The 15,331-nt window shown below is 39.7% G+C and carries 9 protein-coding genes and 1 riboswitch; of the genes, 1 reads left to right on the plus strand and 8 read right to left on the minus strand.

Annotated elements, in window-relative coordinates:
• Nucleotides 1-2 precede the first annotated feature (2 nt).
• From P8610_RS07045 to gltB, 5 genes are all read right to left on the minus strand, one after another.
• Nucleotides 3-584, minus strand: a complete 582-nt coding sequence (locus P8610_RS07045) for an ECF transporter S component (RefSeq protein ID WP_394603740.1) — start codon at nt 582-584, stop codon at nt 3-5.
• Complete coding sequence (gene tenA / locus P8610_RS07050) at nt 577-1,290, minus strand: thiaminase II (RefSeq protein WP_289495460.1); 714 nt, start codon at nt 1,288-1,290, stop codon at nt 577-579. The genes P8610_RS07045 and tenA overlap by 8 nt, the downstream gene beginning before the upstream one ends.
• Nucleotides 1,291-1,695: 405 nt before the next feature.
• Nucleotides 1,696-1,803, minus strand: a riboswitch (TPP riboswitch).
• 213 nt (nt 1,804-2,016) lie between these two features.
• The gene (locus P8610_RS07055; protein ID WP_394603741.1) at nt 2,017-2,946 is read right to left on the minus strand and encodes a manganese-dependent inorganic pyrophosphatase; all 930 of its coding nucleotides are present in this window, start codon (nt 2,944-2,946) and stop codon (nt 2,017-2,019) included.
• 109 nt (nt 2,947-3,055) lie between these two features.
• On the minus strand, nt 3,056-4,534 hold the full coding sequence (locus tag P8610_RS07060) for a glutamate synthase subunit beta (protein WP_394603742.1): 1,479 nt from the start codon (nt 4,532-4,534) through the stop codon (nt 3,056-3,058).
• A 25-nt stretch (nt 4,535-4,559) separates the two neighbouring features.
• On the minus strand, nt 4,560-9,116 hold the full coding sequence (gltB, locus tag P8610_RS07065) for a glutamate synthase large subunit (protein ID WP_394603743.1): 4,557 nt from the start codon (nt 9,114-9,116) through the stop codon (nt 4,560-4,562).
• A gap of 139 nt (nt 9,117-9,255) precedes the next feature.
• Between gltB and P8610_RS07070 the strand changes: the two genes are divergently transcribed.
• On the plus strand, nt 9,256-10,158 hold the full coding sequence (locus P8610_RS07070; RefSeq protein WP_289495464.1) for a LysR family transcriptional regulator: 903 nt from the start codon (nt 9,256-9,258) through the stop codon (nt 10,156-10,158).
• A 307-nt stretch (nt 10,159-10,465) separates the two neighbouring features.
• Here the strand turns inward: P8610_RS07070 and P8610_RS07075 are convergent, their stop codons facing one another.
• The 3 genes from P8610_RS07075 to fdhF are packed head-to-tail and all read right to left on the minus strand — an operon-like array spanning nt 10,466 to nt 15,241.
• Nucleotides 10,466-11,725 (minus strand): L-lactate MFS transporter, encoded by a 1,260-nt coding sequence (locus P8610_RS07075; RefSeq protein WP_394603744.1) that lies wholly within the window; start codon nt 11,723-11,725, stop codon nt 10,466-10,468.
• Between the two features lie 23 nt (nt 11,726-11,748).
• Entirely contained in the window at nt 11,749-12,294 is a 546-nt protein-coding gene (locus tag P8610_RS07080; protein ID WP_289495466.1) for a DUF1641 domain-containing protein, read from the minus strand.
• Nucleotides 12,287-15,241, minus strand: coding sequence for a formate dehydrogenase subunit alpha (gene fdhF / locus P8610_RS07085; RefSeq protein ID WP_394603745.1), 2,955 nt, complete (start codon nt 15,239-15,241; stop codon nt 12,287-12,289). Before fdhF ends, P8610_RS07080 begins: the two co-directional genes overlap by 8 nt.
• Nucleotides 15,242-15,331 lie beyond the last annotated feature (90 nt).

Raw genomic sequence — 15,331 nt, forward strand, 5'->3', positions numbered from 1 at the left:
ATTTATTGATCCAGTGCCTCATAATCTTCCTTTGATGAGGGGCGAACCAGTTTAGTCACTCCTGTTGCTTCTAGTGCTTTAGCGATTGAAACAGCTAACATTCCAGTAAAGATGATGGAGCCAATGAGCCTGAATATAATAAATAGTGTAAGATTCCATGTTGATAGATCACCAACGTAACCTTTATAAAAGTCTAAAATGAAAGAGCCTGCACAAGCGCTTATCGCTGCGAGAGAAATAACAAATAAATCAAACCGCTTATAGCGAAACGTCATAAGGACTAATTCTGCAAATAGTCCTTGAACAACACCATATAATAAAACTTCAAGCCCAAATTCAGACCCCATTAGAAATTCTCCTGAGGAAGCGGCAATTTCTGCTAAAAGAGCAACCCCTGGTTTTCGAATGATCAAGAAAGCAACGGTTGCAGCCATAAACCACATTCCATAGATCAATTGATCAATATGAAGCCCGAGCGGCTTAACCGCATAATAAAGAGGTCCCCACATTTTATAAATAATGCCGAACCCAATGGATATAACAATGGTTACTAGAATATCAGTTAACTTCAGTCCTTTATACATTTTTTGTTTCCCTCCCAACTTTTGTTGCAGCTGTGCCGTATGCAACTGGCCATTTTTCCAGTGTATAAGCCATTTCCCAGAATAAATATTCGTACTCACAGCTGATTAAGAAATGGCGAGTCATCTTATCCTTTTCCTGTTCACTTGCTATTTCTGCTAAATCATCCAACCGGTTAATTTGTTCTTGGACAAGTTGTGAAAACCACTCACCACCATAAGCTGAAATCCACTCTTGATAAATCGGTTCAAGTGGTGTGGCATCTTTAAAGCGTTCACCGATCTCGTGATAAATCCAATAACATGGGAGGATAGCAGCAATAATTTCTCCTAAGCTACCAGACTCTGCTACTCGGTATAGATGTGATGTATAATGGTACGCGGTTGGAGCGGGTTCAAAGTTCGCTAATTCTTCTTCGGTAACCTGTAGCTGTTTCATGAATGTTTCGTGAAGTGCTAACTCTGCATCATTCGTACCCTGTGCGTGAGCAGCCATTCTTGAAGTGGTGTATAGATCTTCAGCCCTTGCAGCTCCTATTGCTTGAACTCTAGCAAAATGAGACAAATAATAGGAATCTTGCAATACGTAGTATTTGAAGCATTCTAAAGAGAGGTCTCCTTCTGCAATACCTTTTACAAAAGGATGATGGAGATTTGCTTCCCAAATTGGGTTGGCTTTTTCTCGTAAAGTTTCGGTGAATGTTTTCATGTGAATCCTCCTTGTTTTTTATGCTATTTTCGCAAAATTTGTTGCTTGTGAAAGTGGTTGATTTCCGTTTCAGGTGCTCCCTTTCCGCGGGGCGACCGGTGAGCCCCTTGCCGCTTTGCGCCCTAAAGGGTCTCACCTGACCGCTTCAAGGAAGATTCCTTGCTCCTGCGTCTACAAGTTAATGCTGCCGTTGTAAGTTTCCTCGTCGCATGCCTTGCAAGAAGCTTATCATGTGGCGGGCACGCACCCTTACACTCCAATCAACTTATCTAAGAAGAGGCTTGAACGAAATTCCTCAAAAGCAACAATCTTTAAAAAAAAGCCTTTAAAAAGAACCCAACAAAAAAACCACTTTCAGCGAGAAAGTGGTTGTATATGGAGAATTAAACTCTATGTATGATATAGGTCTCCGCAACACCACTTCCCTACGCTGGTATAATCCAGATCAGGTTCTAAGAGTCTCAAAGTCACACTTCGATCTCAGCCTTATGAAAGGCACCCCTAGTGGTTTTTAATATTTAGTTGGTTGTATGTTTTAAATAATAGCAGGCTAGTTTTGATTGTCAACAGTTTTTGAGTAAGTCTGCTTCGGGAGGACAATTTTAGACTCTCTCTTGGAAATGGTTGAATTCTATTCCATGACGGCGTGCGGTGAGCGAGTAGATTCAGGAAATCAAAATAAAAAGGGCTAAAACCTAAATTGGTTTCGCCCTTTACAGCCAACAATTACTTGCTCATCGCCTCAGTTAGTACTGGTACGATTTGCTTTTTACGAGAAACAACGCCTTTAAGAACCGCTGTGTTGTTTTCTAATTTCACATTGTATGCATCTTCAACGGATTCTGCTCTTTTACCAAGTGTAAGAGCTGTAGAATCATTCGTTAAAATATCTGTTACAACGAACATGAATAGATCTAAGCCTTTTTCATCAATCACTTTTGAAATCGCACTTTCAAGTTCAGCTTGATGCTTTAATACATCACTAGCATCAACAGTATTTACTTGTGCTACTTCAACTTTACTAGGTCCGATATTGAATTCTTTAGCATCTAAAGAGATAAGCTCATCAACTGACTTATCGCTTAAGTCAGCACCTGCTTTAAGCATTTCAAGTCCGTAAGTTTCAGCATCTACGCCTGCAATTTCAGCTAGCTCACGTGCTGCTTCAACATCTTCTTCTGTACAAGTTGGTGATTTGAATAAAAGAGAATCAGAAATAATAGCAGAAAGCATAAGTCCTGCAATATTTTTCTCTACTTCAACACCTTTTTCTTTGTACATCTTGTTCAGTATGGTTGCAGTGCATCCAACAGGCTCTGCACGGTAGTATAGAGGATCGCTTGTTTCAAAGTTTGCGATTCGGTGATGATCAATGACCTCTAGTACTCGAACTTTGTCGATGTCGTTTGCACTTTGCTGACGTTCATTGTGGTCGACTAAAATAACCGAGTTTGTTTCAGCAGAAACATGTTCAACTAAACGCGGAGAGTCAGCTTTAAAGTAATCTAGAGCGTACTTTGTTTCACCATTAATTTCACCTAGGCGGATTGCTTCTACATTTTGTCCTAATTTAGACTTAAGATCAGCGTAAACTATTGCTGAAGTAATCGTGTCAGTATCTGGATTCTTGTGTCCAAAAATAAGTACTTTTTCCATGCTTCTACTCCTTATAAATACATAAATTATTTTTTGATAGCCAAGCCTTATTCTATCATATAAAAACAGCTTTTGGCTTTTGGAGTTTATTGTAGCATGGAAAAAAGCTCTAAGGCAAAACCGTACTTCCCATCAATGATAGATTCACTTGACGAGCACAATCACGTCCTTCTTGAATTGCCCAAACGATCAAACTTTGACCTCGTCTTGAATCACCTGCTGCAAATATTCCATCTACATTTGTTTTATAGTCGCCGTGCCTAGCATCTACTTTATTGTTCTTTGTTTCTACTCCGAATTTTTTTAAAACTGGCTGTTCAGTACCTTCAAAACCTATTGCAATGAAAACAAGATCTGCCGGCCATACTTTTTCGGATCCAGCAATCTCTTCAAATACAATATTACCTTTATCATCTGAAGTTCTCTTCATTTGAATGGTATGAAGTTCTTTTAAATTACCTTCTGTATCAGATACAATTTTTTTTGTTTGAACAGAGTACTCTCTAGGGTCATGCCCATATTGAGCTGTAGCTTCTTCATAAGCATAGTCCATTGTAAATATGTTAGGCTGCTCTGGCCACATGTTAGAATCGCTTCTTGCATTAGGCAGTTTTGGATGTTTACCGAATTGAACAACGCTTTTACATTTTTGACGAAGAGCCGTAGCTACACAGTCAGCACCTGTATCACCACCGCCAATTACAATAACGTCTTTCCCAGCTGCGTCAATTAAAGGCTCATTCACTTCAATGTTCAACAGTCTTTTAGTCGCCTGAGTCAAATAGTGCATCGCAAAATGAACGCCTTTGGAGTCTTTACCTTCAAGGTTCAAATCTCTCTGTTTTTGAGCACCTGTACAAAGAATAATGGAATCATATTGAGACTTTAATTCTTCAGGCATTATATCTTTACCCACTTCAGTATTTAAAACAAAGTCAATTCCTTCTTGTCTTAATAAAGAAATCCTTCTTTCGACGATATCTTTATCCAGCTTCATATTAGGTATTCCATATGTTAACAATCCACCTGCTCTATCATCTCGTTCGTAAATAGTTACAGAATGACCTGCTTGGTTTAATTGATCAGCTGCTGCAAGTCCAGCTGGCCCTGAACCAACAATCGCTACTTTCTTTCCAGTTCTTTTTACAGGAATTCGAGGTTGGATCCAGCCGTTCTCAAAGCCTTTGTCAATAATCGCCTTCTCTATATTTTTAATGGTTACAGCTGGTCCAGCTAGTTCGACGGTACATGAACCTTCACAAGGAGCTGGGCAAACCCGTCCTGTAAACTCAGGGAAATTGTTTGTTTTCATCAGCCGTTCGAGAGCTTCTTTCCATTTTCCGCGATAAACAAGATCACTCCACTCAGGTATCAGATTGTTAATGGGGCAGCCTGCCGCTGCCCCGTTAATTTCAAACCCGATATGACAAAAAGGTGTTCCACAATCCATACATCTTGCACCTTGTCTTTTTAACATATCTTCAGGTTGTTTCTCAGTATATTCTTTCCAATCTTTAAGACGGTGGAGAGGTTTTCTCTCTATCGTGTCTTCACGAGGGAATTCCAAAAATCCAGTTGGTTTACCCATGTTAAATCTCTCCTTTCATCTCAGCTCATTTCAGAATTAATTTTGTCGGGCCTGGTCTGCCTGATGCTTTTTTTGGAGCTGATCCAGCTTCAAATGCGTTCATGATGGCTTCTTGTTCCGTAAATCCGGCTTTTTTCTCTTCGTCAATTTTCTTAATCATTTCTTTGTAATCTTTAGGAATCACTTTTACGAAATGTGATTGTGCCGTTTTCCAGTTTTGTAGAATTGCTGCAGCTTTTTCACTTTGTGTATAAGCGTAATGATTAATGATTTGTTGTTTAACAGCTTCTGTTTCTTCCAAATCAATCAATCTTTCAAATTCAATGCCTTCTTTATTGCATAAACGTTTAAACAGTAGAGGTTGTTGTGTGTAGATATACGCAATACCACCGCTCATACCAGCAGCGAAGTTCTTTCCTACATTACCTAATACAACTACTCGGCCGCCTGTCATATACTCACAGCCATGGTCGCCGATACCTTCAACAACAATGTTAGCACCACTGTTTCTAACTGCGAATCTTTCACCTGCAAGGCCATTAATATATGCTTCACCGCTCGTTGCACCATAAAATGCTACGTTACCTACGATCGTATTATCATCAGCCAGATACTCAGACGTTTTTGGAGGAGCAACAATCATCTTACCTCCAGATAATCCTTTACCGAAGTAGTCATTGCTGTCTCCATTCAGGTACATCGTCATACCTCGTGGAATGAATGCGCCAAAACTTTGACCTGCTGATCCAGTAAAAGTAAGGGTTACAGTATCTTCCGGAAGTCCTTCTTCCCCATATCGTTTAGTAATCTCGCTTCCTGCGATTGTTCCTGTTACGCGATTCGTGTTTTTAATTAAAAGATTTAATGAAACAGGCTTCTGATCTTCTAACGCAGGACGCAGCTGTGGCAGAATTTGCTTTATATCTAGTGATTGTTCAATCTTGTGATTTTGTGAAGTCTGTCGTGTACGAACGCCTTCAGGCTGATAAAGAAGTCTTGAAAGATCAAGATGCTTTGCCTTCCAGTGATTTCTTGCCTTCTCTCCTACCGTTAGTACATCCGTACGTCCTACCATTTCTTCCATTGTTCTAAAGCCGAGTTCTGCCATGATTTCACGAATTTCCTCTGCTACAAACCGCATGTAATTTACCACATGATCCGGGTCACCCATGAATTTTTTTCTAAGTTCCGGATTCTGCGTAGCAACACCTACAGGACATGTATCCAAATGACAAGCGCGCATCATCACACATCCTAAAACAACAAGTGGAGCAGTTGCGAACCCATATTCTTCAGCACCCAATAAAGCGGCAAGAACAACATCTTTCCCTGTCATCAGTTTTCCATCCGTCTCGAGGGTGACACGTTCACGGAGTCCATTTAGCATCAGCGTCTGATGAGTTTCAGCAAGCCCAAGTTCCCACGGCAGTCCCGTATGCTTGATACTCGTTTTTGGAGAAGCTCCAGTTCCTCCGTCATATCCGCTGATTACAATGACATCTGCTGAACCTTTAGCAACACCCGCCGCAATCGTACCAACACCTGATTTTGCAACGAGTTTCACACTTATTCTTGCATCTCTGTTAGCGTTTTTTAGATCATGAATCAATTGAGCCATATCTTCAATCGAATAAATATCGTGATGTGGTGGAGGTGAAATCAATCCTACTCCCGGAGTTGATCCTCGGACATCTGCTACCCATGGATATACCTTGTTTCCTGGAAGCTGCCCGCCTTCACCCGGTTTAGCTCCTTGTGCCATTTTTATCTGCAGTTCATCAGCGTTTACTAAATAGTGACTTTTAACACCGAATCTTCCAGAGGCTACTTGTTTGATGCTGCTTCTTCGGTTGTTGCCAAGTTCGTCTGGAACAAATCGAGCAGGATCTTCTCCGCCTTCTCCGCTGTTACTTTTTCCGCCTAGACGATTCATTGCGATAGCGAGTGATTCATGTGCTTCTTGACTAAGTGAACCAAATGACATAGCTCCTGTTTTAAATCGTTTAACGATCTCTTCAACCGGTTCCACTTCTTCTAGCGGAACTCGATTCATTTCTGGTTTGAATGAGAACAAGTTTCTTAAGAAGGTTGTTCTCTCATCATCTGCCAGTTTAGAAAAGGTTTTAAATAACGAATAATCATTTTTTCGGCAAGCCCATTGTAACGTATGAATAGTTTTTGGATTAAAGGCATGATGTTCACCTTTATTTCTCCATTGGAAGTCACTTCCTGAGTCTAATGTGTCATCGATTGTATGCTCGAATCCTTGCTGATGACGTAATCTTGTTTCTCTCTCAATCTCAGCTAACGTAATACCATCGATCTGAGAAGCTGTAGCGGGGAAGTAACGGTCAATCACTTCTTTACCAATTCCTACTGCTTCAAAAATCTGAGCACCACGATAACTTTGTACAGTTGAGATCCCCATCTTAGACATCACTTTTACTATTCCGTCTGTAATTCCTTTTTTATATTTAGCGATCGTTTTTGTAAGTGATAGTTGAATATGTTCTTCTTGAATCGCCTCTTCTAATGTTCTGTAGGTTAAGTATGGATAGATCGCATCAGCTCCATATCCAATTAAACTTGCAAAATGATGAACTTCCCTTACTTCCCCAGATTCCACAATTAAACTTACTCTCGTTCGTAATCCCTTTTTCACAAGGTGATGATGTAAAGAACTTACAGCAAGCAACACAGGGATAGGTGTTTCGGTTTCGTTCATTTCGCGATCAGACAAGATCAATAGACTTGCTCCATCAGATATAGCCTTTTCAGCACTTTGAAATAAAGATTCCAAACCATTTTCCAAATCTTCCGAAAAAAGAGTTTGCAGATTTGCCGTTTTAAAGTCAGAGATTGTAAAATTCTTAATCTGATTAAATTCTTTTGTTGTAAGTACTGGTGAATCTAACTGAATTCTTTTCGCATTTTGCGGTCCAGGATGAAGAAGGTTTCCTTCAGCTCCGAGCAATGTCATTGTTGAAGTTACAATTTTCTCTCGTATAGCATCAATCGGCGGGTTCGTCACTTGTGCAAACAATTGCTTAAAATAATTAAATAAGGATTGAGGATTATCGGATAATACAGCGAGTGGTGTGTCGTTACCCATAGAACCGATTGGATCTTTACCCTCTGTTATTACCGGGATTAAGTACTTATGAATATCTTCATACGTATAGCCAAAAGCTTTTTGTTTGCTTCTGACATTCTCTAATGAAACAGACGGCTCTTCGCCCTCTTCATTTAGATGATGAAGTCCGTTAGTCAGCCAGACATCATAAGGATGTTCACTTGCCATTTCTGTTTTGATTTCATTGTCAGTTATGATTCGTCCTTGTTCTAAATCGATTAGAAGCATTCTGCCGGGACTTAATCGTTCCTTATACAAAACATTCTCTTCTTCAACTTCAATTACACCAACTTCTGAAGAAAAGATAATATAGTCATCTTTCGTAACGTAATATCTTGCAGGTCTCAGCCCATTTCGATCAAGAATCGCTCCAATCTGCTTTCCGTTTGTAAACGAGATCGCTGTTGGGCCATCCCATGGCTCCATCAAGCAGCTATGATATTCATAGAATGCTCTTCTTTCTGCGTCTAAATGGGGGTTCTCACTCCAAGGTTCTGGAATTAGCATCATTGCGGTATGAGAAGGTTTTCTCCCTGCAAGTACAAAAAATTCAAATGCTTGATCCAATATGGATGAATCACTTCCATCAGCATCTAAAATCGGAAGAAGCTTATGAATGTCTTCTCCGAAAGCTTCAGATACAAACTGCTTTTCCCGAGCTTTCATCCAATTCATATTGCCTTGCAACGTATTGATTTCACCGTTATGAATGATATAACGGTTAGGGTGAGCACGTTCCCAAGTCGGAAATGTATTTGTGCTAAAACGGGAATGCACTAAAGCGAATGGGGACAAAAAATCCTCATCTTGTAAATCAAAATAAAAAGTATCCACTTGTTCTGGTGTTAAAAGTCCTTTATAAACGATTGTTTGTGAAGACAAACTTGCAAAATACGTTTGAAGTCCGTTTTGTCTAGCCCAATGTTCAGCTTGTTTCCGAATAACAAACAGTTTTCGTTCAAATATAAGCTCGTCAGTGATCGAATCATTACAAGCAATGAAGACTTGTTTTATAACAGGACAAGTCTCTTGAGCTTTCTTTCCAATAGAATCCGTATTTACAGGTACTTCTCTCCACCCTAAAAGTGTTTGTTGTTCTTGTTCAATAAATAAATTAATCTGATTTTCTAGTTTTTCTTGAGCGTCTTTGTCATTTGGGAAAAAGATCATTCCAACTCCGTAACGTCCTTTTTCAGGCAGAACAAAATTCGTTACCTTATTAAAGAATTTATACGGTATTTTAGTCATTAAGCCTGCTCCATCACCTGTTAAAGGATCGCTTCCTTGTCCCCCGCGGTGATCAAGCTGACATAGCATATGAAGTCCTTTTTTAACAATCTGATGGGTAGCATGCCCTTTTAGATGAGCATATAGACCAATTCCACAAGCATCATGTTCGTTTTTCGGACTATATAACCCTTGTGGTGCTGGAAATTGACTGTAGGTCATTTTTAACTCCCCCTTAACATTTTCAACTTGAATATTCGAAACTTTCTTTCATTTAGTTTAAGTTTAATAATTAATCGAAACAATATATAATTTAGATTAAAACGATCTCAAAATGAGAATGATTGGTTGTGACAATGTAATGGAAATCAGACAATTACAGTATTTTATTGAAGTTGCTGAGCGCGAACACGTGTCTGAAGCAGCTTTGGCTCTACATGTAGCACAATCTGCTGTCAGCCGTCAGATCGCTAACTTAGAGTCAGAGTTAGGTGTTGAATTATTTGAGAGAGAAGGAAGAAACATTAAACTTTCGCCAGTTGGACGTTTGTTTCTAACCCATGCTAAAACAGCTATGAAAGCAATAGAACATGCGAAAAAGCAAATTGATGAATATCTTGATCCTGAAAGAGGTACGATTAAGATTGGTTTCCCAACAAGTTTAGCCGGCCATCTTCTCCCAACTGTTGTGTCTGCTTTTAAAAGGGAACATCCCAATATTGCCTTTCATTTAAGGCAAGGATCTTACCGCTTTTTAACTGAAAGCGTAAAAAACGGTGATATTGACCTCGCGTTTTTAGGACCAGTACCAACTAATGATCCTGATTTAGAAGGGCATATTCTTTTTACCGAAAAAATATCGGCATTATTGCCTGATCAGCACCATTTATCTGAAAAAAGAAGTTTGTTATTAAGCGATTTACGAAATGATGAATTTGTTCTATTCCCAGATGGGTATATCTTACGTGATGTAGTTGTTAATGCTTGTAAAGAATCAGGCTTTGTTCCTAAAATTGCGTGTGAAGGTGAAGACTTAGATGCGATAAAAGGATTAGTTACTGCTGGTATGGGTGTTACACTCTTACCCGATAGTTCCTTTTATGAAACGAAACCACGTTTTACGGTTAAGATTCCGATTGATATCCCAGACGTAAAACGGACAGTGGGAATTATTACACCGCGCAGCCGAGAATTAGCCCCAGCAGAACATGTATTTTATGAATTTGTCATTAAATTCTTCTCGGTTTTAGAGCAATATCAATAAAATGTCTCTTTTTATATACGGTAGTTCCCTTTTAATAAGGAGCAATCGGTTTTATTGTGTGGATTTAGAAGCAGTGTCCTTTTGGGAAGGACAAGAATTCAGATGTTATCACTTTTCCTTGATTAATGGCATTTTTTCCGTGATTATCATCAAAATTTCCGTGATTATCGCTCTTTATTACTTAATTAGATTCTGTTTTTTTATAAATCATCTATTAATCAACACCTATTGCAAATGAAAAAAGCCCGGCATAAAGCCAGGCTTCTCTTAACTCTGCCTCATATTGTGTTTGTTGTTTAAGTTCTCGTTAACTAGCAGCATGAGATTGGCTGCTCTCTTTTCGAACGTTGCGAATATTAATCCGAATAAGTAAAGATATAGCAAGTGCGATAACAAATGCTCCTGTGAAAATATAAAGCGTTAAAGAATAGCTGTTTGTTGATTCGCGTATCCATGAAACAACTAGCGGCCCGACAAGACCTGCTGCGGCCCATGCTGTTAGGATATAACCGTGAATAGCTCCGAGCTGCTTCGTCCCAAATAGATCACCGATATAAGCCGGTATGGATGCGAAACCACCACCATAACAAGTAAGGATGACATACACTAACAATTGAAAGAAAAAGGCGTTAGTAACATTGGGTAACAACACAAAGGCTACAGTTTGCAGCGCAAAGAATGTTGTATACACATTTGGCCGACCGATATAGTCGGACACAGATGCCCATCCTATTCGACCGAAACCATTAAATAATCCCATAATGCCTACCATAGTTGCTGCAGCTGCAGCGCTTAAGCCAGCAATATCTTGTGCCATAGGTGAAGCTACGGAAATAATAGCAATTCCGCATGTCACGTTTATAAAAAGCATTGCCCACAATGCCCAAAAACGAATCGTTCTAACTGCTTCGTTAGCGGTTAATTGGGCAAGATCTTTTGTTTGTTTCTCGTCTTTCACCTTTTCTTCGCTCATTCCCTCTGGCTTCCAATCTTTTGGAGGCGGAGAAAGATACAGAGAAGATAGAAACATAATCGTGAAGTATACAGCTCCTAATAAGTAGAATGTGTTTGAAATCCCGATCCCAGATATTAATCTTGCAATGACAGGACTTGCTATTAGAGATGCGAAACCAAACCCCATGATGGCAAGACCAGTTGCTAATCCCCTTCTGTCAGGAAACCATTTTACAAGAGAGGAAACAGGTGTAATATAGCCGATACCAAGTCCAATTCCTCCAAGAGCTCCATAAAAAAAGTAAAGCATATACAATGAACCTATACTATCAGCAAACCCAGCTCCAATCAGTCCGGCACCAAAGCAGATCGAAGCTATCATTCCCGAAATTCTAGGACCGAATCTTTCAACAAAATGACCCATAAAGGCTGCAGAAAGTCCCAAAAAAAGAATCGCAATACTAAATGTTAATGAAATTTCACTTAGTCCCCAGTTGTGTTCTTCCCGAAGTGGATTTGTAAATACACTCCAGGAATATACGGATCCGATAGAAATGTGTATTCCTACAGCTGCCGCAGCAATCAACCAGCGGTTCTTCACTTTTTTAGCCATCCGTTTTTCTCCTTTAGTTGGATTTACTCTAACGTTTTATCTTTAGTTTGATTAACACGTTTTTGTGGCGTATTTTGAGTTGTTTTTTCATAAGGCTCTGTTTCTTGTCCCATTCCTTTTAAAAACTGCATGAGTATCGTGACTGCTCTGTTGATCTCTGGATCTTTTAATGAACGAACCAAATCAAAGTAACTGGTTTTCTCTTCCGTGTCTTTGTGTTCTGCGACTCGAGCAATTCCCGCATCGATCTTTAATAAGAACGGTTCAAGCTGCTTCACATTGATCATGCCAAGTGTACCAAGAAGCAAGAGAAGGTTTTTCATTGTATTGGTGTTTTCTGGCTTGTCCATCGTTTTAACCGCAATATCTAGTACTTTATCTCCTTGACCAAATAACCCGTTTAGAAGTGTGAGAAGCCCTTTGTCTTGCATATGGTTCATAATCTCCAGTGTCTGCAAAATGGCTGCCTTGTTTTCGATGAGAGCATCTTCTACCTCACGCAGGTCATTTGAACGTTTTTCTTCGTCTGATATCGATAGTTTATGAATGTTCTTAATCGCCTTAGCCATGTTGGTTACGCTCCTTTTTCACAGCATCTCCTGGAAAGATATAATCCTTTCGTGCCCACTTTTTCTCAACTCCAACTCCCACTTGCGGCTGTGGATTGCCATAGCGGTAGTTTGTCTTTGGAAGTGGATTAACACCTTCTTCTTTTAAAATCTCTAGTTTAGCACTTGTCTCTTTATATGCAGGTGTATCAGTATCTTTATCAGAATAACTGCTTGTAAGTAGATTGATAGCTGCTTCTCCACTATCATTCATAGGGAGATAGACCTCCTTTCCTTTTACCCGATCAGTTATTAAACAATGAACCTTAACACTTCCATAAGGAGAGGATAATCTCACAAGCGTACCGTCTTTCAGTCCTCTTTCTATGGCTAGTTCATGAGAGACTTCTAAAAAAGTATTTGGAGTTTTTGACGTTATTCCCTTCGATTGATATGTCATGTTGCCTTCATGAAAGTGTTCTAATAATCTTCCATTATTTACATGGATATTATATTCTTCTCCAAATTCCTTTGGCTGTGTCCAGTCAACCGGAAACAAACGGGCTTTTTTATCTTCAAATGGAAATCCTTCAGTAAAAAGAATAGGAGTATCTGTGCCATCTTCTGCTACAGGCCATTGAAGGCTTTTGTATCCCTCTAATCTTTCGTAAGAAACCCCTGCAAAAAGCGGTGCTAATTGAGCTGCTTCAGCCATAATGTCACTAGGATGTGTGTAATCCCATCCGGCTCCCAGTCGGTTAGCAATGTCGCGGATGATTTCCCAGTCCGGTTTGGAGTCACCTAGTGGTTCCATCACCTGATAAAGTCGTTGTATCCTTCTTTCCGTGTTCGTGAATGTGCCCTCCTTCTCAAGACTTGGACTAGCGGGAAGAACGACATCAGCAAACTGAGCTGTTCTTGTTAAAAACAAGTCTTGAACCACAAAAAAGTCTAGTTTCTCGTATGCAGCGTGAACGTGGTTGATGTTTGAGTCAACAATTCCCATGTCTTCTCCTTTTAAATACATTGCTTTTACATTTCCATCATGTATTCCCTGAACCATTTCGTGATTGTTAAGGCCTGGTTCTTCAGGAATCTTCACACCCCATGCTTGTTCATATTTGAATCTTACCTTTTCGTCAGCCACTTTCTCATAAGAAGGAAGACGATCTGGCATGCTTCCAAAATCACTAGCTCCTTGAACATTGTTGTGTCCGCGTAACGGATACGATCCTACACCTGGCCGTCCATAATTTCCAGTAACTAATAGCATGTTGGATATAGCTGTACTAGTATCACTTCCGCCCATATGCTGTGTAACACCCATCGCCCAAAGGACACACACACTTTTTGATTGAGAGATCGTTTCAGCTAATTGAATAAGGATATCTTTGGAAAGCCCTGTTGCTTTTTCAGCATAATCCAATGTGAACTTTTCAAGATTTTCTTTAAACGTGTCTAAACCGTTAACATGTTTTTGCAAGAATTCGTAATCAGCCCAGCCTTGATCTAAAATATATTTGGTAACTGCTGAAAGCCACACAAGATCAGATCCTGCACGTGGTTGAATAAATACATCGGCTCGATCAGCCATTTCATGTTTTCTAAGGTCAGCTACAATTAGTTTTTGGTTGTGTAATTTATGAGAGCGCTTAACACGTGTTGCTAATACAGGGTGAGATTCTGATGTGTTCGACCCAATTACAATAACGAGTTCTGATTTTTCAATATCCTTAATTGAACCAGAATCACCCCCGTGTCCTACAGTACGGAACAGCCCCATGGTGGCTGGGGTCTGGCAGTAGCGTGAACAGTTATCAATATTGTTAGTTCCAATAACTCCCCGTGCTAATTTTTGCATCAAATAAGATTCTTCGTTCGTGCATTTAGATGAACTAATAAATGTTAATGCTTGTGACCCATACTGCTCTTTAATCTCTGTAAACTTGGATGCGATTAGGTTGTATGCTTCATCCCAAGATGCTTCTCTAAAGAAGTCTCCATCACGGATTAATGGCTTTGTTAAGCGTTCTTCACTATTAACAAAATCCCAGCCGAATTTTCCTTTTATACAAGTTGAAATCCCGTTTGCAGGTGCCTCAATTTGTGGATCTACTTTTAGAATTTCTCTGCCTTTAGTCCAAACGTCAAAGCTGCATCCGACACCGCAATAGGTACAGACCGTTTTCGTTTTCTTGATTCTTTGTTCTCTCATGGCCGCTTCCATGTCTGAAATGGCTAATATGGATCCATAACCAGTTTCAACACTTTTCGTTATCTCAATCATCGGGCGCAGAGTCTCACGGTTGATCCCGGTCATATACCCTGCTTCACCTTCCATGCCCTTCTCCATCATGGCATTACAAGGGCAGACTGTTGAACAATGTCCGCAAGATACACAAGAAGATTCATTGATAGGAACATCTTTGTCCCAAATCACTCGAGGTCTTTCGCGTTCCCAATCTATTGAGAGCGTTTCTGTTACTTGAACATCCTGACAGGCCTCCACACAGCGTCCGCATAAGATACATTGATCAGGATCATATCTATAAAATGGATTAGAGTTATCCACTTCATATGGCTTATGGTCAAAAGGGATGCTTTGATGGTTAATCTTCATTTCTTTTACCGTATTATGTACTTCGCATCCACCATTGTTATAATCACACACCGTACAATAAAGCTCGTGGTTAAAGAGGATTCGGTCCATACCAATAACTTGGGCTTCTTTTACCTCATCAGAATTCGTATCGATTTCGTCTCCTTTATTCACAGTAGTTGAACACGCTCTTACAAATTCGCCATTCACTTTTACGATACAGGTGTCACAAGTTTCGATAGGTCCAAGGCTTGGATGATAACAAACATGGGGAACTTGATCAGGGGAATCAGTGAGTAAATTTAGTATCGTTTGATCTTTCATTGCTTTTTTTTCTGAGCCATTAATTTTAATTGTGAAATCTGACAAATGATCTTCACCCTTTCATAAAGAAATTAACTTACAAAAAATTCAGTCATCTTAATTTCCCGATTCCCTAATCGTTATCTCCTTAAACAA

The sequence above is a fragment of the Fictibacillus sp. UD genome (genome assembly GCF_043558025.1).
GTDB lineage: Bacteria > Bacillota > Bacilli > Bacillales > Fictibacillaceae > Fictibacillus.